Source organism: Hymenobacter edaphi, assembly GCF_003258365.1.
Lineage (GTDB): Bacteria > Bacteroidota > Bacteroidia > Cytophagales > Hymenobacteraceae > Solirubrum > Solirubrum edaphi.
Window position 1 is genome coordinate 1 of the sequence record NZ_QHKM01000013.1, and the last position, 22993, is coordinate 22993.

General features: G+C 58.7%; 15 protein-coding genes. 13 read left to right on the plus strand and 2 right to left on the minus strand.

From position 1 onward, the window contains the following. The first annotated feature begins 138 nt into the window (after positions 1-138). Entirely contained in the window at positions 139-1188 is a 1050-nt protein-coding gene (locus tag DLM85_RS23000) for a hypothetical protein (RefSeq protein ID WP_133257217.1), read from the plus strand. 80 nt (positions 1189-1268) lie between these two features. Here the strand turns inward: DLM85_RS23000 and DLM85_RS23005 are convergent, their stop codons facing one another. Continuing rightward, positions 1269-1547, minus strand: a complete 279-nt coding sequence (locus DLM85_RS23005; RefSeq protein ID WP_133257218.1) for an NUDIX hydrolase — start codon at positions 1545-1547, stop codon at positions 1269-1271. Between the two features lie 106 nt (positions 1548-1653). Between DLM85_RS23005 and DLM85_RS26370 the strand changes: the two genes are divergently transcribed. From DLM85_RS26370 to DLM85_RS23020, 4 genes are all read left to right on the plus strand, one after another. Next, the gene (locus DLM85_RS26370; RefSeq protein ID WP_111480538.1) at positions 1654-2883 is read left to right on the plus strand and encodes an MBL fold metallo-hydrolase; all 1230 of its coding nucleotides are present in this window, start codon (positions 1654-1656) and stop codon (positions 2881-2883) included. Next, the gene (locus DLM85_RS23015) at positions 2883-8138 is read left to right on the plus strand and encodes a serine protease (protein WP_111480539.1); all 5256 of its coding nucleotides are present in this window, start codon (positions 2883-2885) and stop codon (positions 8136-8138) included. The genes DLM85_RS26370 and DLM85_RS23015 overlap by 1 nt, the downstream gene beginning before the upstream one ends. Positions 8139-8148: 10 nt before the next feature. Further along, positions 8149-8433: a hypothetical protein gene (locus tag DLM85_RS25210; protein WP_133257219.1), complete on the plus strand. Its 285-nt coding sequence runs from the start codon at positions 8149-8151 to the stop codon at positions 8431-8433. Between the two features lie 123 nt (positions 8434-8556). Then, positions 8557-9501 (plus strand): phage exclusion protein Lit family protein, encoded by a 945-nt coding sequence (locus tag DLM85_RS23020; protein WP_111480540.1) that lies wholly within the window; start codon positions 8557-8559, stop codon positions 9499-9501. A 344-nt stretch (positions 9502-9845) separates the two neighbouring features. Here DLM85_RS23020 and DLM85_RS23030 read toward each other — a convergent pair whose 3' ends face one another. Then, on the minus strand, positions 9846-10214 hold the full coding sequence (locus tag DLM85_RS23030) for a hypothetical protein (protein WP_133257220.1): 369 nt from the start codon (positions 10212-10214) through the stop codon (positions 9846-9848). A 1159-nt stretch (positions 10215-11373) separates the two neighbouring features. Between DLM85_RS23030 and DLM85_RS23035 the strand changes: the two genes are divergently transcribed. The 8 genes from DLM85_RS23035 (at position 11374) to DLM85_RS23070 (ending at position 22983) form a co-directional block, all read left to right on the plus strand. After that, a complete protein-coding gene (locus tag DLM85_RS23035) occupies positions 11374-12303 on the plus strand; it encodes a replication initiation protein (RefSeq protein ID WP_111480543.1) in 930 nt (309 codons plus the stop codon). 914 nt (positions 12304-13217) lie between these two features. After that, entirely contained in the window at positions 13218-14435 is a 1218-nt protein-coding gene (locus tag DLM85_RS23040; RefSeq protein ID WP_243636094.1) for a di-heme oxidoredictase family protein, read from the plus strand. Positions 14436-14446: 11 nt separating this feature from the next. Beyond that, the gene (locus DLM85_RS23045) at positions 14447-14887 is read left to right on the plus strand and encodes a QcrA and Rieske domain-containing protein (RefSeq protein ID WP_165822269.1); all 441 of its coding nucleotides are present in this window, start codon (positions 14447-14449) and stop codon (positions 14885-14887) included. Next, complete coding sequence (locus DLM85_RS23050) at positions 14884-16107, plus strand: hypothetical protein (protein WP_111480545.1); 1224 nt, start codon at positions 14884-14886, stop codon at positions 16105-16107. Before DLM85_RS23045 ends, DLM85_RS23050 begins: the two co-directional genes overlap by 4 nt. Before the next feature lie 371 nt (positions 16108-16478). Further along, entirely contained in the window at positions 16479-16802 is a 324-nt protein-coding gene (locus DLM85_RS26375) for a DUF6660 family protein (RefSeq protein WP_424321700.1), read from the plus strand. A 161-nt stretch (positions 16803-16963) separates the two neighbouring features. Beyond that, a complete protein-coding gene (locus DLM85_RS23060; protein ID WP_111480547.1) occupies positions 16964-21367 on the plus strand; it encodes a CusA/CzcA family heavy metal efflux RND transporter in 4404 nt (1467 codons plus the stop codon). 22 nt (positions 21368-21389) lie between these two features. Further along, positions 21390-22610: an efflux RND transporter periplasmic adaptor subunit gene (locus tag DLM85_RS23065; RefSeq protein ID WP_111480548.1), complete on the plus strand. Its 1221-nt coding sequence runs from the start codon at positions 21390-21392 to the stop codon at positions 22608-22610. Positions 22611-22653: 43 nt separating this feature from the next. Continuing rightward, positions 22654-22983 carry a YnfA family protein gene (locus tag DLM85_RS23070; RefSeq protein ID WP_111480549.1) on the plus strand — a complete coding sequence of 110 codons (330 nt, stop codon included), beginning with the start codon at positions 22654-22656 and terminating at the stop codon, positions 22981-22983. Positions 22984-22993 lie beyond the last annotated feature (10 nt).

Below are 22993 nucleotides of genomic sequence, written 5' to 3' on the forward strand. Positions count from 1 at the left end.
GCACTCGGCCTTGAAGGCCGGCGTGTACTTCTTGCGCGGGACGGGTTGACCGTCAGTTGGTTTCTGTTCGGGCATAGACAGCGGAAGGTAAGACTTCTCCCTGTCCGTTCCGGTTAGACCACCTCAGATTATGCGACGGTGGAACGGGCCGTGGAAGAATGGCTGGCTTCATGGCGCAATTTTGTGGATCAGTTCAGTGGCTTGGTGGTTCCTAGTAATAGCAATAGCCGGAACTTAGCCACCTATAACTTAACAAGCACCGTTCAGCAACTGCCGGCCATGCAGGCCGCGCAACGAACCATAAGTGCCCGGCACGATTACTTCGAACTGGCCGCGTTAGAGCAAGAGGAAACGAGTTGGTATCCGCGCCTGCTGGACAGTGTACGGTTTTACGTGTATTGCCAGGAGGTACTGACCGGCGCTAAAGTATACGGCGTGCGCGAACGCATCCGTCAGTGGAATGAGGCCGACAAGCAAACCAGCTTGGCTGAGGTGCACGCCATCCTGCGAGCCAGCGAGCATGTCCTGCCCGTGCAGATGCATCTGCCAACCTATTTGAGCCAAGAGGGAACGTTGAAAACAGCCGTTATAGGGGTAGAGGGGGTTGATTTTACGAATCAAGAGCACCTGTTGCCGCTGCTGGTTTCACTGGTCGAGCTGAGCGAAACCCGGGCGGATTATTTTCTGCTAGTGCCCGTAGTTAACCGAAAGGCAGGCAGAGGTCTTCGCTGCAACAAGGAGGTCTTCAGGTGGCTTAAGGCCCTCAACGAGGGGGAGGAAGCAGCTACCCCGGCAGATTGGCAACTACCGCAGCCAAAGGCAGCAACTCCAGCGAACGTGCAACCCTTACTTGGAATTGAGGCCCAGGTGATGGTAGAACCTGAAGAAAATGAACGCCTGATCGGCACGCTACAGGCCTTGTGGAAGCTCTTAGAGTACCGGCGGCGGTTGGCGGATGCCTCTTCCTCAGAACGAGCATGGCTAAGCCAGGTAGAAACAGTAACCCGGCTTCGGGTGGAAACAGATTTACGTTGGCTGCAGCCAAGGGTAAATGCCGAGAACTATACTTCCCTAACTCAGTGCGTAACTCGCTGTCTGAACCATGACAGCAGCGTCGAGGAAGAACAACTGGTCACCTTGCTGGAGTCACTTCTGAATACTGCCCCTACCCAGGCGACAGAAATATAATGAGGGATTGGTCATCACCACAAGCTGCCGTTCCGGCAGAGATGGTCAAAAACAAGTTCCGCCACGGCCGATGCTTTCGCTCAGTCCACATATTGGACCCACGCCATATCGGCTATTTCTGCGGCGGGTGCCAGCTGCCCTTGGTGTTGGCCCGAATAGCAGCGCAATCGCACCAATACGTCGGCGGGCTTCTGGTCAGCTGGGGCCGTAAACTCGCTAATAAACTGGGCCGTTTCCGGCAGGAGCACCACATTGAGCTTCTCTCCTATCTCACGCATCAGGGCCAGCGTATCGGTTTTACCTGCTTTGCGCTTACCGTCGGGTATGTAGTAAACATCTCGGTCGTGACAACGGGCCATTAGAATCAGGCCGCCCTCTAGGCGAATCCGGGGGGGTATCAATCACCTGCAGCTCGCAAAACAGTTTACTAGGATCAATGACAGGTACCTTACATGAGACCATTGAATGGCTACATTTATTGAAATTTACTTGCTACCCGCTCGCAACGGAGATTGCCTGCTTTTGCAATACAGCACTGGAGTTAGGCTGCTGGTGGACGCTGGGTATAAGTCTACCTATACCAAATATCTAAAACCACGGTTGCTACAATGGGCACGCCAAGGACGAACGCTTGATTATTGTATTATTACTCATATAGATGCTGACCATATAGAAGGGGCTTACAAAGGGTTGCTTCCAGAAAATCAGGCGGCCGGATCTCCCCAAGTGATTTACATTAACCAGGTCTGGCATAACGGCTACCGGCATCTACGTCCGTCCAATGGTCAAACTATACTTAGTACTCGGACAGATGAAGCCATTTTGCGGAGTCTGGTTAACCGCCAGCCTGTGGGTGAGATGAGTGCTGCTGATACCGGCCCACGATTGCTCAATGCAAAGCAGGGCACCAGCTTGAGCGCTCAACTAGTCAAGTATGGGTACGCGTGGAATACGGCGGTTAATGAAGGGCCGCTCGTGGTACCGTTTGCGGCCCAACTCGCTCCTGGCCTATCCTGCCGGCTGGTCTCCCCTACAGTTGCTGGATTGGCCAAGCTGGCTAGCCGTTGGGAGACTGAACTAGCCAAAATGGGAGTAAGAGCGCGTCAGGAGAGTAGTCCACTCATGGAAGAAGCATACGAGTTCTGGCAACAAACGGAACGCTGGCTACCCTCCACGGGCCCCCGACCCATTGCAGCTGTAGCACCTGCTTCTCCGCAGGCATACCTACGAGCGGCTTTTACGGAGGATAAGTCCCCCATCAATGGCAGTTCCTTGGCCTTCGTGCTGGAAATGCAAGAATTGCGTCTACTACTACTCGGCGATGCTCATCCGTCGGTTGTGTTAGCAGAGCTAACCCGGGCCTACGGTGGACACCAAGACAAGCCTTGGTGGTTTGCGGCAATCAAGCTCTCGCACCATGGCAGCTTCTCAAACAACAGTCCCACCCTGTTACAGGCAACTGATTCGGATTGCTACCTAATCTCTACCGATGGGGGACGCCACCATCATCCCGACTTGGCAACCTTGGCCTGGATAGTTACTAGACCCTTAACCCGACCGGGACAAATAAGGAAGCTTTGCTGCAATTACCTTACTCCTTCCATTGCTCAATTTAACCGGATAGATTGGCAGCAGACATATCATTACACAATCACTGTGCTTGATCCAGACCAACCCCTAATCCTTACTGCTTAATGGACGCTATTCTCTACCCAGCTCAGCTTCAGCGTGCTTTGGCTTGTCTTGTCGTCAGCACCCCTGATGATGAACGACAGGGTACCGGCTTTTTGGTTACCTCCACTCGCTTGTTAACAGCCAATCATGTAGTAGAGCAGGCCACCAGCATCCAAGTAGAGTTTCGCTACGCCGAGAAAGCGCATAGCACGGCTGGGCGGGTCATCGCATCGCCTGAACTGGCAGTTTATGACTTGGCCATCGTTGAATTAGAGAGCGCGCTAAGCAATGTTGAGCCATTGCCGCTTTCCACGGTAGAGCCACGGGTAGGGGCACGTTGGGAAACCAGCGGCTTCCCGCAACCACACGCGCTTACGGGACGGCATTACCGGGGGCGGGTGCTGCAAAAGAATCATCAAGTCGACTGGCCCCTGACACTGGCGGTAGAAGGGGGCAACGCTGTAGACAACCTGACGGGCCTGTCGGGCAGCCCGCTAGTTGTTGACGATCAGGTATGCGGACTGATCCGCGTGCAGCTTGAACAAGACATTGGGGCCATGCTATTAGCTCCAGTGGCGGATGTGCTGCGCGAACTGGGGTTGTCGGTGCACGAAGAAACCGCAACAGATCAACCTCTGCCAGAGGAGGAAGAATTAGTGACTAATCAGGCAGTCATAAATGAATTACGCGCTACGCTAACAGAGGCGAGCACCGGCTGGCATGCACTGGTCGGTTCACCTGGCTCGGGTAAAACCACGCTCGTCGCCACACTGGAGCCGGCCGAGCGACAGGCGTTTGTTGTTGGTGGCCGGTATTACCTAAGCCGTGCCGGTAGCGCGCTGCTCCCGATCCTAGCGGCAGCACGGGAACGGCTGTTGCAATGGCTCAACGATACGGCCAGCATTTTGATGACGGGCGAGCGTGCGCCAGTTCCAGAACCAGACCAGTCATTTGAAGAACAACTGCGCAGGTGTCATGGTCGACTTGCTCAACTAGGGTGGCACTTCCAGCAGCAGCAAAAGATGGTCGTGCTCGTCATTGATGGATTGGACGAAACCGTTCCAGAGCCACAACGGCATGAGTTTTTGGGGGTATTGCCCCTCACGTTGCCCTCCGGGCTGGCCATTGTGTTGTCAGCGACAGGCTTGGAAGTGCTCTCCGCGCCTATTCGCACGCAGTTATCCTCTGCCCGAATTGTAAACGTTACCCCGCTGCCAGCGCAGCACTGTGAGAATTATTTGCACAAACGTTTGCCACAGTTGCCAGTCAGCCAAGCCGCCTTGCTGGCTGAACGCTCAGAAGGCCATCCCCTGTACCTGCAATACCTAATCCGGCAGGTGGAACTACGTCAGGCCGAAGGGGAAGATAACGCAGACTGGTTAGCTGACATTCCCCCAATAGGTGGCGAAATTCAGCACTACTACGAACGCATTTGGCCTGTGCTGGCAGCGAATCCTGCCCAACTTCAGTTAGTGCTGACTATAGCGGCTCTGCGTGGGCCTGTGTCACGTAGCGAGCTTTACTACCTGCTGCCGGGATTTGCCCAGCAAGAGTTTGAAGCAGCATTGCCCAAAGTAGCATACTTGCTAAAAAATACCGTTCAGGTATCTCTCTACCACGCTTCCTTTGCTCAATTCGTGCGTGAGATCGCTACCCAGCGACTGCGGCAAGTGCAGGACAGCATCTGCAAGTACATCGAGGCGAACCCAGCCTGGCCGTACGCCATCGTAAACCAAGTGTACCATTGGGCTTATTCTTCCACTCCCGCACGAGCCATACAAGCATGCACGCAAGGGTGGGCCGATGACTGCGCCCGTCAGCACGTGGTTCCCGACACCCTGCTCGACGATGTACGCCTGGCCAAACAAATGGCCATTGAAGCCAGCGATTTAACACAGGTAGTGCGCTTGCATCTGCTGCATGTGCGGATGGCGTTCAGATACAACGACCTGATGGGGTCTTATGCCGCCGTATTGGCGACTGCGCTGCTAGCGCTTGGTCACCCCGACGCCGCGCTTAATTACCTGTTGCGAGGCGACATTCTCCAAGTGACGGAAAATGACGCATTGCTGCTAGTTCAGCGATTTTATGAAGTGGAGGCTGAGCGAGAAGGAGCTTATTTATTGAGCTACTTGCGACGCCGGGCCTCACGCCTGCTAGACGAGGAAATGCGCGAAGGCAGCCTGTCGTGGGAAGTATTGAGGCTTTTCTATAGCAGCAACACCTTGTTCGCTTATGAGGACACCAAATCTTCAATTGATGTCTTTACGCGGGGTATTCACATGCTCACCCAAATACAAGAAGACTTTCCCGACGGAAGCAAGGATTATCAAGCTATCCAAGTGATGAAGGATCGGATAATGGGCTACCACGGCGGCTTCATTCTGTGGGCTTTTGATCATTACGCTTTGCCCCTTCGCTTTTATGAAGAGCATCCCGAATATGGCCGCGTGATGCGACCGGCTGATGCCGGGAAATGGGCTACTATCGCCCAGACCGCGTTGGAGTTTCAATCGAATGCCCCCCGGCAGCCTTTACCCTCGAAACTGGTAGACGTCGTGCAGGATGTGACGCTTCTAACCAAAAAACACGGCTATTTAGAGCAGGATTTATCACGCATTCTGTTCTTGCTGATGGAGCAAGATGGCGATCCGCAAATAGTACAGGAACTAGCCCCCGGTTGTCTTGAACTGTTGGCTATACCGGCCTTACGAGCTGCCAACGGCGTGGACCTTCAACCGAACTACTTAAGTTTAGTTGTGCAGCGGGCGCTCTTGACCGGCTATACCAATTCAATTGGGGAGGGATATAAATCGTTGCCTCGACCCTATCCTAGAGCTGAAACATGGGAGGAATTTGTCGCCAGCTTGCTCACGCACCTGGGGTACTTGCGCGGCCAATTACTCCGGTTGCGGGCCGAAAACCAGGCCACCAGCTACGGAGAACTATTGGCACAAGTACAGGCCGCTGATGCAGCACTCAATCTGACGCTGGGGAATCGCAGTCAATGGGAGCGGAGCTATGCCCTGCCAGAAGCAATATTTCCGGTTGCATATGAACTACTCGCGGGCATCTACACAACTTTTTATCCGGCAGAAGTGTCCCGGTGGGTAGGTGCGCTGACGCGCCGAGCGGGCGATCAGGCCGGTTTATACACAGAGGGATTCCGTGAGTGTTATTTCCGAGTAGCACAGGTACTGCGGCGTGATAATGATTTTCGGCGGGCTCGTTATCAGGTGCTTGAATCTTTGCGACTGCACGTGCTGGCTGGGGTCCACAATCGTTGGGAACGCACGGGAGCGTTGCTGGAGCTGATTGAGCATTATGCCGATAATGGTAATCAGGCTCGAAGCTTGGCCAGCTACGACGAATTGCTGGCCACATCAATGGGCCCAGCCTGGTATAAAGAAGATCAGTTTGCACTGGCACCATCAGTCGTACGCCACTTACCCGCTGCCTCCCAGGTTGTGCCCACCCTCGCCGCGCTGGTAGATGCCGCAGCGGGTGAAATGACCTTTCAGCGTTACGTGCGCGACACTAAAGCTCAACTGGTGGGCGCACTGGCGCAGCAGGGGCGGATTGACTTGGCTATTGACTATTACCAATTTGAAACCCTTCCAGACCCAGGCACCGTGCGCGCCAACGCCTTGTTGCTGGCAACGGATGCTGTGCAGCCTGGAGATGGATATGCGCTGGGAGCGCGCAGTCTGGTTGAGGCATCCGCGCTGGCTGAGCTGCTCGGCAATCTGCCCATGGTGGACCCCCGCTTAAGCTGGGCTTGCGCTCAAGTATTTAGTCGTAGTGAGGATACGTGGCGTTTTGCTCGGGAATATGGAAAGTTACAGGGAGAAGCGTTTAACCGGCTATTAGCGGAGCGTCCAACTGAGACAGCAGCGTTACAAAGCGAATGGGTAGCTGGTCTGCGGGCAGGCCGCTTCACGAAACGGGAGTTAAAAGAATATCTTCCGGCTTTTGGTAAGGCCCTTACCAAAGAAGCGCATCAACGGATAGAAACCGCCTTGGCTGTAAACCCCGGTTGGCAGAAAATGATAAAACGCACCCCTGCTCCACCGCCTCAACAACGGCTGGCAGACGAGGAACAAATAACTGGATGGCCTGGCATAGGGCGTCCCGACCGTTATCGTGCCATTGAAGAGCAGTTGAGGGTCGCGGCTGAAGAAGCCGAGATGGGCGACCAGCAGCGGGCTGGTCAGATGCTCGGGGAGTACGCGACGACACTGTGGCAGGAAGGGTGGAGCATTTGGTGGGCGGAGAACCTGAGCCGGGAGCTGGGGCGACTGATGGCTAAAACAGTGGAATACACTGAAACAACCCCCGGCCTGCTTCGCGCTTTGCGTCAGCCTATTGCCCATTCAACTGAATGGAACGTTGCGCAAAAGCTGTTGGAATGGTCGGCGCCACGGCTCGGCGAAGTGGAGCAGCAGCAATTGGCAGAAGCAGTAACCGACCATCTGCAAGCTATAACGCAACCCGCCGCAGCCGCTTTACACAAATACGCGTGGTTGGCCAAGCCTACCGAGCAGAAGCTGAGCACCGAGCAGCAGATGGTAAAGCTGCTAATTTGGCATTTAGTCCACCCAAATGCTGAATGGAGGCAAGTTTCTGCGATTACCTTGATTCGCTTGGCGGCTCAACTACCAGCACTGGTTATAAGTGGTTTGCTTGACGTAGCACTTGCTCCTCAATATACGGGTGCTTGGCATGAAGCAGCAGCTTCTCTGCTGCCTCATATTGCCCGAGTTCATCCACTAGCACTGTGGAATGTTGTTGCGCAGGAAATCGATTTGGTCGGACGGGTAAAACACGTTCGTCACTTGCTGATTCATCACGATGTGCAGCAGGCACTGGAGACAGTCGTAAAAGTTATGCCTGACGCCCGGCCAATGCTCCAGCAAATCCAGGACACCGTACCTGCCAGCGGATTGTTAACCGGACGAATTACAGCAGCCGAAGTAGCTCTGGATGAAGAATATCTGGCCTTTATCCAGTATGAACTGGAAGAGCTTAATGACAGGCGTTGGCTAAGCAAGGAGTTTTGTCAGGAGCTTTTGTCAACGTTAGCTAGTCTGTGCCAACCTCTTACTATAACTGAAGTGTGGGAAGCTGATCGCTACGTCCAACGGAGCTTTATGCCGAATAAGCCCTTTCTGTTGCCTTTCCAAGCCCGGTTAGCCTACGCTTTAAATCAGGCTGTAATGCACCGGGCTGATCAGCGGGGCTGGAATGAACTTGTAGACATCCTTCGCCCAGATTAATACTCCACCCATGCACATAACCCCCCGTCCAGCGCCCTACACCCGAGCAATCTTTGAGCGGCGCTTTAATATCCTGCGGGAGATGGCAATGAACGGCCGTATCCATATCAGCCCAGAGGCTGATGGAACCATTGAAAGCCTAGGAGCTATTCGAGCAGCCCCCAATCAGCGCTATAACCTGCTTACAATAAATGAAATGGCGCGAGCAACGGCCATGTCGGTGGATTCTTTCGCTTCCCGAGCAGACGAAGATTTACCGTCAAAAGAAGCGGGCAGTGCTTCAATTACAAAATGACCTTCGACACTTAAGGGTTGGACAATAGCAGGAACGAAAAACAACGGTAAGAGCACTAGTCAGCCGAGTTTGGTGCATTCTAAGTTTGTGGCGCATAGGGATCTCAAAAAACGACCTATAAACATGAAAGACAAATCCTTTCACTATCCAGTAGGCCCTGGCGTACAGCCTGTCCGTGCCGTGCACTCATTAATTCTTGGTTTATTTGAAAACGCTTCCCCGGAGTTCAGCAACACACTTTCGGAACAGATTAAGTACTTCGGCGCCAACCCTAGGATAACCTATGACATTGTGCCCGACGCGGTAGAGGGGCCTTTTATCCAAGGTGCTGAGGGTACTATCTACATTCAGGAAACCTTCCTTTCTTACCTATGGGCAGTGACCTACTCTCATCTGCTGTTAGTGGATGAGGAAATTACGCGCCCTAGAATCGAGCCGGACTATTCTCGTAGTGAAACGCAGGCTAAGTTGATTGACGATGCCTATAATGTGTTAATTTATGCATTGGGCCTGCGGGAGGTATTCGCTCCATGGGACACTGAAGCGCTTCCAAACCCAGAGATTTTTGCGGAAGAAGAAATCCATTACGTTGGAAAATCAAGCGCCGTCTTTGTGCAAGCAATCGTGTTTATTCTGATTCATGAGTTTGCGCACCTCTACCTGGGCCACCTGGAATCAGGCGTGCCGGTTGACAATGCGGAAAGCATTGAGGATGAAACTAAGGCCGATAATTATGCTATCGCCGTCATGAAAGAGGGTGCGGATTTTCTCATTAATAAGCAGACCGTTTACTGTGGAGTAGTAGTCGGCTTAATTGCCGTGCTGTTTCTAAATCCCTCACTGGCTGGTGATACGCACCCAGACCCACACCAAAGGCTCTACAGTGCACTGATTCAGATGGATTTAGAGCCCAATAATATGCTCTGGGCGCTTGCCTCGACAGGTATTGCACTTTGGGCGCATTTTTATCGCAAGCCGCGCATTGGTGGCCACGACCTTAACTCACTGCGCGAAAACTTTGAGAAGATGTTGGATGAACTCTCAGACCCTGATTTCTTTATGTGTTAGGATATAGGTCGCTTCATTTGGTGTGGCTGGCTTTCTTTTGTCACTTTCTACCCAATGCGCCTATGCCTCCCATGCTTCTACCAGATTTTGTATTCGCATTGGGAGAGCTTGTGCGGCACAATGTTACTTGTGAGGTCTGCGAAGTGCGGTGGCAGGGCCAACGCTTCCGGCATGGCATCGTGTACAACGTGCTCCTGGTAGATGACGGCTACCTGCATCTGTTTCACGAGAGTGAGTTCCGGCGAGCCTTTCCACCAGAAGACGAAGAGCAGTTTCTTTACCGATAAAGCAGTCTCTTTTCGAGCTTCCGCTACTATCGCTGGTTCCTGCTACCCACGGTTGCTTTAAAGCTTTGGGGACACGAGGAAATGGAGTTGCGCCTGAAAGGAGGCCAGCGCCTCGGCATCCGGCAGCACAAACCACGTGGTCTTACTTGTCAGGGGAAAGCGTAGCTGCTGCGCAGGTATTCCCAGGCTAACGAGCACGCGCTGCACGAGGCGGGGCTCCTCGCGCTTGAGCTTGCCGTTTTTCAGGTTGACGATGTTGGTGTAGGTGAGCTGGTGGGTCTCACAGAAAGGCTTCAGTTCCCCGCTGCCCAGCATTTTTAATCTTCCCTGAGCATAGAGCAGCGCATCGGCATAGGAAACGGTCAAACTCAGGTCTGGGAATGGCAGAGGGGCAACGTCCGCTTGGCTGAGTACTTCTTCAGTCATGTGTGGTGTATTTTCTTCCTGTCTACGCCATGCTGGGCTCAGGAATCATTATTAAGGTCAGTACAGTAACAGAACGGTGCTTTTGGCGCAAAGGAAGCAAGCCAGAACGGTTCCCCTACGGGCCAATGCCCTTCAAGGGTGCGTAGAAGCCACTTATTAGCCCTGGCTGTTGCGGTCAAGGCCCACCGTAACGATGCCGAGCCGGGCCCTCGGTAGTATTCCATAACCCGCGATTAGGTGGTGCTAGCCCGCATTTTGGCTTATAAAACCTATTAGTTCACGAACCGGCTCAGCTGAACTGTAGGCCGCCGGGCCTGCTAAAGAATAGCTTTTATAAGCTTTGAGGGTGCTGTGAGGGGTACTATCATGCTCAGGGGCCATTTCCTGGGCTGTTTCGGATGCTGCTTCAGAAGCTACATAGACTCTCTTACGATACTTATAAAATCTATTAATGAGGCCTTGGTGAGCTTTCAGCATAGTTTTTAAGTACCTTTGGAGTTGATAGGAGTGTTCTAAATAGTAGAAAAAGGTAAAAAAATCTTTAAAAAGTGCAATCCAATTTTGTGCTTATTTAGACTCCCTTTTTTGTTGTTTTCGTTCGGGTATCGGCCTAAATCACCACTTTAAAAGCTTTTGTACTCCAGCTTCAACAAGCTTGTGAGTATTTTAAGTATTTAAGGTATTTGCAGGGGCCACAACTTTTTGTACCACAGCAACTTAAGCCGCTTCAGTAATAGGTTTTATAAGCGAGCTAATAGGTTTTATAAGCCAAGTAATAGGTCTCATAAGCGGACTAATAGGTTTTATAAGCCCAGCTAATAGCTTTCATAAGCTGATTAATAGAGCATCTTCTTATAGGCTATTAATTCGCTGCCTGGGGCCAACTAATAGATTTTATAAGTCAAAGCTGCTGCTGCCCCAGAAGCAGCCCGAACCTGATGGCTCTGAACTAATAGGTTTTATAAGCCGAACTAATAGCTTTTATAAGTCTCGCATAAAGCTCGCGCCCGGCTAACTAATAGGTTTCATAAGTCTAACTAATAGCTTTTATAAGCTGCCTCGGCGCCGCGCCTGCTCCTTGCTCATAGATTCAGAATTTGTCTCTATTAGTTTCCGATTTAAGCCGTATGTTTGCTTTGTATCACCCCAGTAGCTGCGTATGGCCGCGCCCGAATCCACCGTTCCGATTGAAATCCGGCAGCACAACGCGCTGACGACGGCCCGCTACGAGATGAGCGCCTGCGAGATGGACATCGTCTTCTCGCTGCTCTCCAAGCTCACCAAGCAGGACAAGGCCGGCACCATCTACGAAATCCGGGTGCAGGAGCTCATGGAGATGACCGGCCGCACCTGGAACTACAAGCAGCTGCTCGAATCCACCGAGAACCTCAACAGCCGCGTCTACCACATTGAGACAGGCAAAACCTTGCTGCAAGTGAGTCTGCTGGCCTCGGCCCTGTACCGCAAGGGCGAGGGCACCATTGAGCTGGAGATATCCGAGCGCATGCGGCCCTTTCTGATTGACCTGAAAAGCAACTTTACTTCTTATCGCCTGCAGGCCGCGTTCAGCCTCAGCAGCAAGTACGCCAAGCGCATCTACCAGCTGGCCTCGCAGTGGAAAGACATCGGGGAAACCAAGACCTATTCCCTGGATGAGTTCAAGGCCATGCTCAAGCTCAAGGACCCGGCGGGCAAGGAGCCGGAGCAGTACGCCCAGATTTCAGCCCTGCAGAAGTATGTGCTTGACGTAGCCACCAACCAAATCAACGAGCACACCGACCTGCGCATCAAGTACGAACTGCTGAAAAAAGGGCGCTCCTACCAGAGCATCAAGTTCTACGTCAACACCCAGGTACCCCAGCAGCTCCCCATTCCCTTCGAGTTGGAGGCCGACGATGCCAAAGTGCAGCTGGCGCGCAAGCACCTAGATACGCTGGGCATTGCCGAACCCAAACTGGTGCAGGAGATTCTGCAGTCCGCGAAGCATGTGGATGCCCTGTTTGCTTTCGTGTACAAACTGAAGACTGACAAGATTAAGGCTACTAAGAATCCGGGCGGCTTATTCCTGAAAATGCAGGGTTTACGCTAATCCATACAGGTCACCTGGTTTTCAACCGCGCCTGAGCTTGTGCTTAGCCGCCATTATTCCTGTTGGCTTGCTACTCAAGGGTGCGGACGCTGGGTAGGTCCATTTTCTACATTATGCTGCAGGGGCGCAAGGGAGGAGTTATCTGGGCATCAATCCAGGCTAGCGCTCCGGGCGTTCGGTTTTCGTGGTGACGTGAGTTTTCATATATTCCTTCCAAAGTGACAAGTCCTGCTGCTCTCTAGGTCTTGAACTAAATCTCAACCCTAATAACCACGCATCAACATGTCTATTAAACCCGGCCCCAAACCAAACAAGGAAGACGGTACCCCCGACAGAAGAAGACGGGTCACGGAGGAAAACCGACCGAAACACCCCGATTTAAAACCTCACAAGCATAAAAAAGGCGAGTAGTAAGCTTCCATCCGAAACTGTATGGGAGGGAGTTAACGCCAGTACTGCCAAGCCAACCAGCCCCCTTGCACCACGCCCATCAGCTGGTGCAAGGGGGCTGGACATTTACCAACCATTGAATCCCTTTTTACACGCTCCTGTAGAACCCTTGTCAGGGAGCCGCTTGCGTAGCCGAAGACATGTTGGGATTTGTGCAGGGTGCCTGCAGTAACGCCGCGAGGAAGAGCGCACCCTTGCGTCCTCCCTGTGGCAAAAGACTGTTCTGGCTGACCGTTGGCCGCCCGCGCGTGGTCGGCGGGTGGCTTTCCCATTTTGTGACCAACGCGGCTAAACCAACACGCGTCACCACCCTTGCTCAGCGGTCTAACCAATCTCCAAGGGAGGCCATAAACACCAACGCATCCACCCAAACCTCTATGAGACCCATCCATATTAAGTCATGCTAAAAATATTTTTAGACTAGTCTAAAAAGTGTTTCTTTGCTAAAACTTTACGCTGCTCCCATGAAGTTCGACTCGCACATGTCCAAGCCCAGCATGCGCTTAAGCGGACTGGCTGCGGTGTGGCTGCTGCTCGCCTCGTGCGAGCTGATTTTTCCGCAAGCCCCCGCCGATGACGCGGTGCTCGACGGACCCGTGGCGGGCCTCACGCCCGAGCAACACGCGCAGTTTCTGCGCGGGGACGTGGCGTTTAACGACGGGGTATTTACCTCCCGCACCGGCCTGGGCCCGGTGTTCGTGGCCGCCAGCTGCGGCAGCTGCCACGCCGGCGACGGCAAGGGCCACCCGACGACCACGCTCACGCGCTTTGGGCAGGTGGACAGCACCGGCAACCTGTTTTTGCAGCGCGGCGGGCCCCAACTCCAGCACCGGGCCCTGCCCGGCTTCCAGCCCGAGCAGCTGCCGGCCGGCGCGGCCCACAGCCGTTTCACACCGCCGGCCAACACGGGCCTGGGGTTCCTAGACGCCGTGCCGGACGCGGCCCTGCTGGCCCTGGCCGATCCCACTGACGTCGACGGCGACGGCATCAGCGGCCGGCCCAACTGGATCAGTGCCCCGGGCTACATCACCGCACGTCCTGGGACTAGGGTGCAGGCGGGACGTTACATCGGCCGCTACGGCAAAAAAGCGGCGGCCTACGACTTGCTGCACCAAACGGCCGCGGCCTACAACCAGGACATGGGCATCGTGTCCAGCTACGAAGCCGTGGACGCGCACAGCGGCCAGCTTGCCGACCCGGAGGTGAGCAACCAGACGGTGCTCGACGTGGTGGCCTACCTGAAAATGCTCAAGGCCCCGGTGCAACGCGAACCCAACCACCCGGACGTGCTGACCGGCGAGCAGGCCTTCCTGCGCATCGGCTGCGGCAAGTGCCACACGCCCCAACTGACCACCGGTGCCTCGCCCATCGCGGCGCTGGCCCACCAGACGGTGCGCCCCTACACGGACCTGCTGCTGCACGACATGGGCCCGGGCCTCAACGACGGCTATACCGAGGGCACGGCTGCCCCGGCTGAGTGGCGCACGCCGGCGCTCTGGGGCCTGGGGCTGTCGCCCAACTCGCAAGGCGGCACTTACTTCCTGCTCCACGACGGACGCGCGCGCAGCATCGAAGACGCCATCCGCCAGCACGGCGGCGAGGGCCAGCCCAGCCGCGAGCGGTTTGACTCCCTATCCGCCGAGCAGCAGCGCCAGCTCGTGCGCTTTCTCCAAAGCCTCTGATGACCAGCCTCATGGACCGACGTGATTTTGTGCGCCGCGGCTGTGCCGCCTGCGTGGGCGCCACCCTGCTGGCCCCCTTGCTGCAGGGGTGCGCCGCCACCCGTTACGCCACCGGCACCCTGAACCGGGACGGGCTGCTGCTGGAGGTGAGCGAATTTCTGGCCCCGGACGGCGCGCTGCGTCCCTACGTGGTGGTGCGCAACGAGGCGCTGCACTTCCCCATCTGCGTGTTCCGCTTCAGCGACACGGAGTATGCGGCCCTGTGGATGCAGTGCGCCCACCTCGGGGCCGAGCTGCAAGTCAGCGGCCAGGCGCTGCAGTGCCCGGCCCACGGCAGCGAGTACGACAACCGCGGGGTGGTCACCAACGGCCCGGCCGACCAGAACCTGCGCCGCTTTCCGGTGCAGGTAGCCGCCCAGCACCTCTTCATCGACCTGCGGGCCACCTCATGAAGCAGCTGCTAGCCCTCTTGCTGCTGGCCGGGGCCCTGCCCGCTACGGCGCAGATTGACCCCGTGCTGCTGCGCCGGGTGCCGCGCGACACGAGCCGCCTGCAGCTGAACATGGACGCGGTGTACAACCGGCCCTTCGTGCAGCCCGGGCGCCTGCCCGTGGCCTTGGGCGGCTACGTGGAAGCCAACTACCAGTACGCCGCCACGGACGGGGTAAGCGAGGGCCACCAGTTCCAGATGCGGCGGCTCACGCTATTCGTCTCCAGCAGCATTGCCAAGCGCATCAGGTTCCTGACGGAAATCGAGTTCGAGGACGGCACGAAGGAAATCAACATCGAGTTTGCCTCCGTTGACGTTGAGTTCAGCCCCTTGCTCAACGTGCGCGGCGGGGTGGTCATGAATCCCATCGGCGCCTTCAACCAAAACCACGACGGCCCGAAGTGGGAGTTCGTGGACCGGCCCCTCTCGGCCACACAGCTGCTGCCGGCCACCTGGAGCAACGTCGGCGCGGGCCTGTACGGCAAGAAGTTCGGCGCGACCTGGGTGGTGGCCTACGAGGCTTACCTGACCAACGGCTTCGACGACCAAATCATCTCCAACACCCAGAACCGCACGTACCTGCCAGCCAGCAAGCTCAACCCCGACCGTTTCGAGGAAAGCTTCAACGGCGTGCCCCTGTTCACCGGCAAGGCGGCCCTGCGCCACCGGCGCGTGGGCGAAGTGGGCGTTTCCTACATGGGCGGGGTGTACAACAAGTTCGAGGACGACGGGCTGCGGCTGGACCGCCGGCGCGGCTTGCAGGTGTGGGCGGTGGACCTGACGTCCACCGTACCCAAAACCCGTACCGTATTAACCGGGGAATGGGCCTGGGTACGGGTGAACATTCCCGATGCCTACTCGCCGCAGTACGGCCAACGCCAAGCCGGCGGCTTCGTGGACCTGGTGCAGCCGGTAATGCGGGGCACCATCTTCGGGTTCGACAGGGCGGTGCTCAACGCGGCCCTGCGCCTGGAATACGTGGACTGGAACCGCGACCGGTTCGCCGAAACCGGCGGGCTCATTGGCGACGAAACCCTGGCCGTGGTGTCGGCCGTGAGCTGGCGCCCCACGGCCCAAACGGTTATCCGCCTCAACTACCGCCGCCAGTGGGCCCGGGATTTCCTAGGCAACCCGCCTGCCCGCACGGCCGCCGTGCAGCTGGGCTTTTCCACGTATTTCTAAACCCCTACCGGCGTAGTCTACTTGATTAGCTAACGCCTCTGGCCAGGGGCCTGCTGCTCTTTCTCTTTCTTGCTTGGTTTAACCAACCACGAGCTGCCACCGTCGGACTGCTGCAGCGGGCGGGCCCGCGTGTAAACTTGGGGGCAGGCGTACCCGGCCGCTACCCAGTCCAGGGAAACCAATTCCCACAACCAAGCGGTTGTTACGGCGTGCAGCCCCCCGCGCCTTCGCCGCGGGGGGCTTGTCATACCCCATCCGGGTAGGGCTCGGATGGGTGCAGCCCGTCGTAGTGCGAGAAAACAGCGAATTGTGCTTTAAGCACATCCTTTCTCCGCCGGCTGCGTATGTTTGCACCGTTCCGAACGCACGCCATGCGCTTCTTTTCCGTCTTTTTTGCGCTGTACCTGGCCATTCTGGCCTGCCTGCCCTGTGCCGATGAGGTGCCGGCGCCGGCTGACGGCGTGCAAACCTACGTGGAGGCCCCGCAACACAACACGGCGGACCACGGCGTAGCGGATTGGTGTTCGCCCCTCTGCCAGTGCCACTGCTGCGCCGGCACCTCCTTGCCTTCGGGGTCCATCGTAGCGCTTCCTGCCCAAGGGGGTGCGTATGCGGCGGCACCGCGCTTTGCCCGGCTCACGCCCCCGCCCGTTCCTGAACGGAGCGGCAGCATCTGGCAGCCTCCCCAAGCCTAGTTTCCTGTTCCAACCGGCTCCGTTCGCGGGGGCGGGCACGCTGCTGTGCCCGCCCCCGTGGATGCGTGACGCCTTTGCGCGTCCCGGCCGTGGCTCGTACCGAGCGCGCCTGCGCTTCGAGCGGCCCCCTTTCCCAGGATTTCTAGCCTTACCCAGCCAGCATGTTTGACCGGCTCATCCATTTCTCCATTCACAACAAGCTCATCATTGGAATACTGACCCTGGCCCTGGTGGCCTGGGGCGGCTACTCCCTGAGCCGGCTGCCGATTGACGCGGTGCCCGACATCACCACCAACCAGGTCGTCGTCTACACCGTGGCTCCCTCGCTGGCCGCCGGCGACATCGAGCGGCTCGTCTCCTTTCCCATTGAGCAAAGCCTGGCCACCATTCCCGACCGCGAGGAGGTGCGCTCCTTCTCCCGCTTTGGCCTCTCGGTGGTCACCATCGTTTTCGAGGACGACGTGGACATCTACTGGGCCCGCCAGCAGGTGGCCGAGCGCCTGCGCGAAGCCGAAAGCCAGATTCCCGACGGCATTGGCCGGCCCGAGCTGGCGCCCGTGACCACCGGCCTGGGCGAAATCTACCAGTATCTGGTGCGCGCCAAGCCGGGCTTCGAGAAAAAGTACAACGCCCGCGAGCTGCGCACCATTCAGGACTGGATTGTGCGGCGCCAGCTGCTGGGCACGCCCGGCGTAGCCGACGTGGCCAGCTTCGGCGGCTTGCTCAAGCAGTACGAAATTGCCCTGGACCCGGCCCGCCTGCGCTCGTTGAACGTGACGGTAGACCAGGTCTTTCAAGCTGTGTCGCGCAACAACCAGAACGCCGGCGGCGCCTACCTCGACCAGAAGCCCACCGCCTACTTCATCCGCACCGAAGGCTTGGCCGAGAACGCCGCCGACCTGGGCAACATCGTCGTGCGCAACACCCAGGGCGGCCTGCCGGTGCTGGTGCGCGACGTGGCCGACGTGCGCCTGGGCTCGGCCGTGCGTTACGGGGCCATGACCCGCAACGGGGAAGGCGAAGTCACCGGGGGCATCGTGCTCATGCTCAAGGGCGCCAACGCCAACGACGTTATCCAGGACGTGAAGGCCCGCATGCGGACGGTGGAAAAATCCCTGCCCGAGGGCGTGGCTATCGACGTGTACCTGGACCGCTCCGAACTGGTGGGCCGCGCCATCGGCACCGTCAAAACCAACCTGATAGAGGGCGCCCTGATCGTACTCTTCGTGCTGGTGCTCTTCCTGGGTAACTGGCGGGCGGGCTTAGTCGTGGCTTCGGTCATCCCGCTGGCCATGCTTTTTGCCATCGCCATGATGCGCCTGTTCGGCGTGTCGGGCAACCTGCTCTCGCTCGGCGCCATCGACTTCGGCCTGGTCGTGGACGGCGCTGTCATCATCGTCGAAGCCATCGTGCACCGCCTGCACGGCGGGCAGCTGCAGGTTCCGGGCAACCGCCTCAGCACCGAGCAGATGAACGCGGAAACCTACACGGCGGCCTCCAAAATCCGCTCCTCCGCGGCTTTCGGTGAAATCATCATCCTCATCGTGTACCTGCCCCTGCTGGCGCTGGTGGGCATCGAGGGGAAGATGTTCCGGCCCATGGCCCAGACCGTGGCCTTTGCCATCGTCGGCGCCTTTATCCTCTCGCTCACCTACGTGCCCATGATGTCGGCGCTGGCTTTGAGCCGCAACACTGCGCACAAACCCAACTTCTCGGACCGCATGATGGGCTGGCTCGAAGCCCGCTACCGGCCCGTGTTGGAGTGGGCGCTGCGGCGCAAGGCGGTGGTGCTCGCTTCGGCGGTTGCTCTCTTTGCAGGCTCCTTGCTGCTGTTTCGCACCCTGGGCGGGGAATTCATTCCCCAACTCTCGGAAGGCGACTTTGCCGTGGAGTTGCGCACGCTCACCGGCTCCTCGCTGAGCTACACCGTGGACCGGAGCCTGCAGGCGGGCGCCATCCTCAAACAGCGGTTTCCGGAAGTGCAGGAAGTCGTGGCCAAAATCGGCGCGGCCGAAATTCCCACCGACCCCATGCCGGTGGAAGCGGCTGACGTGATGGTCATCCTGGAAAAAGATCCGGACAAGTGGACCTCGGCCAGCAACCGCGAGGAGCTGGCCGAGAAAATGGCCGAAGCGCTGAGCGTCATTCCGGGCGTGACGTTTGGCTTCCAGCAGCCCATCCAGATGCGCTTCAACGAACTGATTTCCGGCGCAAAGCAGGACGTGGTGCTCAAAATCTACGGGGAAGACCTGCAGCAGCTCGCCTCGTATGCCGAGCAGGCCGCCCGCCTGGTGCGGCGGGTGGAGGGCGCCGAGGACGTGTACGTGGAGCAGGTCACCGGCCTGCCCCAAATCGTGGTCAAGCTGGACCGCAACCGCCTGGCCCGCTTCGGCCTCAACGCCGAGGACGTGAACCGCACGGTGCAAACGGCCTTCGCCGGCCAGAACGCCGGGCAGCTATTCGAGCAGGAGCGGCGCTTCGACGTGGTGCTGCGCCTAGCCCCCGAGCTGCGCCAGAACATCAACCAAGTGCGGCAACTGCTCATTGCCACCCCGGCCGGCGAGCAAATCCCGCTGGAGCAGGTGGCCGCAGTCAACCTGCAGGAAGGCCCCAACCAGATTCAGCGCGACGACGCCAAGCGCCGCATTTCCGTGGCCTTCAACGTGCGGGGCCGCGACGTGGAAAGCGTCGTCACCGAGCTGCAGGGCCGGGTAGAGCAGCAAATCAAGTTCGCCCCGGGCTACTACACCACCTACGGCGGCCAGTTCGAGAACCTGCGCGAAGCCAGCCAGCGCTTGGGCATCGCTGTGCCGGTGGCCCTGGGGCTTATTTTTACCTTGCTGTATTTCACCTTTGGCTCCCTAAAGCAATCGGTGCTCATTTTCACCGCCATTCCGCTTTCGGCCATCGGCGGGGTGCTGGCCCTCTGGCTGCGGGACATGCCGTTTAGCATCTCGGCGGGGGTGGGCTTCATTGCCTTGTTTGGCGTGGCCGTGCTCAACGGCATCGTGCTCATCGGCTACTTCAACCAGCTCAAGGCCGAGGGCCGCGCCGACCTCTACCAGCGCATCCTGGAAGGTACGCAGGTGCGCCTGCGCCCGGTGCTGATGACGGCCACCGTGGCCTCTCTGGGCTTTTTGCCCATGGCCCTGTCGCAGTCGGCGGGTGCCGAGGTGCAACGTCCCCTGGCCACGGTGGTCATCGGCGGACTGGTCACGGCTACCCTACTGACCCTGCTGGTGCTGCCGGTGCTATACGCCCTTTCGGAGCGCAATGCCAAACCCCGGACGGAGCCGGAACCCCAGCCTCGCCCGGTCGTGCCCACGGCCTTACTGGTACTGCTGGTGCTCGGCGGGCTTCTCAGCACTCCGGCTGCCCGGGCGCAGGCGCCGCTGACCGCCAACCAGGCGGTCGGCCAGGCCTTGCAAGCCAACGGCACGGTGCAGGCCGCGCAACGCTCCTTAGAAGCCCAACAGGCCCTGCGCCGCACCGCTTTCGACGTGGGCCGCACCACCATCCTGGGCAACTACGGACAGGTAAACTCCCCGCTTTCCGACAACGTGCTCAGCATCGGCCAGTCGCTGGCCTTGCCGGGCTACTACCGGGCCCAGGCGGGCCTGAGCCATGCGCAGATTGCCACCCGCGAGCAGCAGCTGGCGCAGGTGCAGGCCGAGCTGCGCCGGCAGGTGCGCCGCAGCTACGAGCAGGCCGTGCATGCCCGGCACCGGCTGCGCACCTTGCGCGGGCAGGACAGCATCTACGCCGAGTTCCTGCGCGCGGCCCAGCTGCGCTTCAAAACCGGGGAGGTAAACCGGTTGGAGCCGGCCAACGCCATCATCCAGCAGGGCGAAACCCAGAACCTGCTAGCGCAGGCCCGGACCGATTTGGCGGTGGCGCAACGGCAGCTCCAAGCCCTGCTGCAGGTTGCCCAGCCCGTTACGGTGGCCGACAGCACGCTGCAGGCTTTGGCCGCTCCGGTGGCTCTACCCGACACCGGCCGTTTGGCCGCGACGCCCCAGGCGCGGACGCTGCAGCAACAAATCGCCGAGCGGCGAGCCGAAACCCGGGTCGAGCAGGCCCAGGGCTTGCCCCAGGTAAACGTGGGCTACACCAACCAGACCCTGCGCGGCACTTATGAGGTGGACGGACAGACCCAGACCTACGGCACCGGGGACCGGTTCCAGAGCGTGCAGGCCGGCGTGGCCATTCCGCTGCTGCGCGGGGCCCAGCGCGCCCGCGTGCAGGCCGCCAAGCTGCAGGAGCAGGTTGCCTCGGCCAACTACCAGCGTTACCAGGCCGAGGCGGCTGCCCAACTCGACGAGCTGCGCGCGCGCCTGCAAGAGCAACAGCGGCGGGTGCAGTTCTACGAGCAGACCGCTCTGCCCCAGGCCGCGACTATTGTGCGGCTGAGCCAGCTCGCTTACAAGGCCGGCGAAACCACCTACTCCGAGCTGCTGCTCAACCTGGAGCGCGCCCTAGGCGTGCGCACGGCCTACCTCGACGCCCTGCTCCAGCACAACCAAACCGTTATCGACCTGGACTACCTGCTCGGTACGGCCCAATAACCCCGCTTGCGACGCATCAACCATGAAAAACATAGCAACCCTGGCGCTGCTGCTGAGCCTGACCTTGGCCGGCTGCAGCAAAGAACCAAACGAAACTATCGACGCCGACCACGCCGAGGCCACCACCGAAGCCGGGGAGCATGCCGGTGAAGCAGGGGCGGCCGGTGGGGAAGCCCACGAAGAGGAAGAAGCCACCGATGTGGTGACCCTCTCCGCCGCCGAGCAGCAGGCCGGTGGCCTGAAAACCGGCCCGCTCAGTACCCGCCCGATGGGGGCCGGGCTGGCCGTGAACGGCACGCTGGACGTGCCGCCGGAAAGTTCAGTATCCATCACTGCCCCGCTGGGAGGCTATGTGCAAAGCACCGAGCTGCTGCAGGGTACGCGGGTGCGCAAGGGCGAGGTCCTCGCCGTCATCCGCAACCCCGCGTTCGTGACCCTGCAAAGTGAGTACCTGGAGCTGCGTAGCCGTTTGAAGTTCGCCACCGCCGAGCTGGCCCGGCAGCGGGAGCTTTACCAGCAGGAAGTGGCCCCGCTTAAAAATTACCAGCGCGCCCAGGCCGAGGTGGAAGCCCTGCAGGTACAAACCAGCGCCCAGGCCGCGCAGCTGCGTATCGCCGGGCTACCTGTGGGCGGGGCTATTACCACCACGGCTACGCTGCGCGCCCCGCGGACCGGCTTTGTGCGCGCCGTCAACGTGACGGTGGGCCAGAGCGTAACGGCCACCGAGCCCTTGTTTGAAATCGTGGACCCCGAGCACCTGCACGTGGAGCTGACGGTGTTCGAGCGCGACGTGGCCCGGGTACAAAACGGGCAGCTGATCCGCTTCACCCTGGCCAGCGACTCCACCGGCACCCGCCGCGAGCGGACGGCCCGCGTGTACTTGGTGGGCAAAGCCATCGGCGAAGACCGCACCGTGCGCGTGCACGGCCACCTCGACCAGGAAAACGACCCGGCCCTGCTGCCCGGTCTCTACGTGCGGGCCCTCATCGAAACCGGCCGCACCGACGCGGCGGCCTTGCCCGACGCGGCCCTGGTGCGCTTCGAAGGCAAGCACTACGCCTACGCCGTGGAAGCGGCCGGCCGCTACCGCATGGTGCCCGTCACACCGGGCCGCAGCGAGGACGGCTACACCGAAGTTACCTTGCCCGAGTCCGTGCCGGCCTCGACCACTTTTGTCACCGACGGCGCTTATTCCCTGCTGGCCAAAATGAAAAATGCCGAAGAGGAAGGGGAAGGCCATTGAGGCATCCAGCCTCTCATCCTCCGGTATCCATCTTCCCCGAACCATGAGCTACCTCCAACCCTTGGCCCTGTTTGTGCTGGCCGGTCTGTGCGAAATTGGCGGCGGCTACCTGATGTGGCAGTGGCTGAAAGCCGACCGCCCCGGCTGGACGGGGCTGCTGGGGGCGCTGCTGCTCGTGGTCTACGGTTGGGTGGCCACGTGGCAGCCCACCTCATTTGGCAAAACCTACGCCGTGTACGGCGGCGTGTTTGTCCTCATGTCCGTGGGCTGGGCCTGGTACTTCGATGGTTTCCGGCCCGACCGGTTCGACGTGCTGGGCGGGGCCATCATGCTGCTGGGCTTGGGAGTCATCCTGTTCTGGCCCCGTTCCTGATTACTCTCCT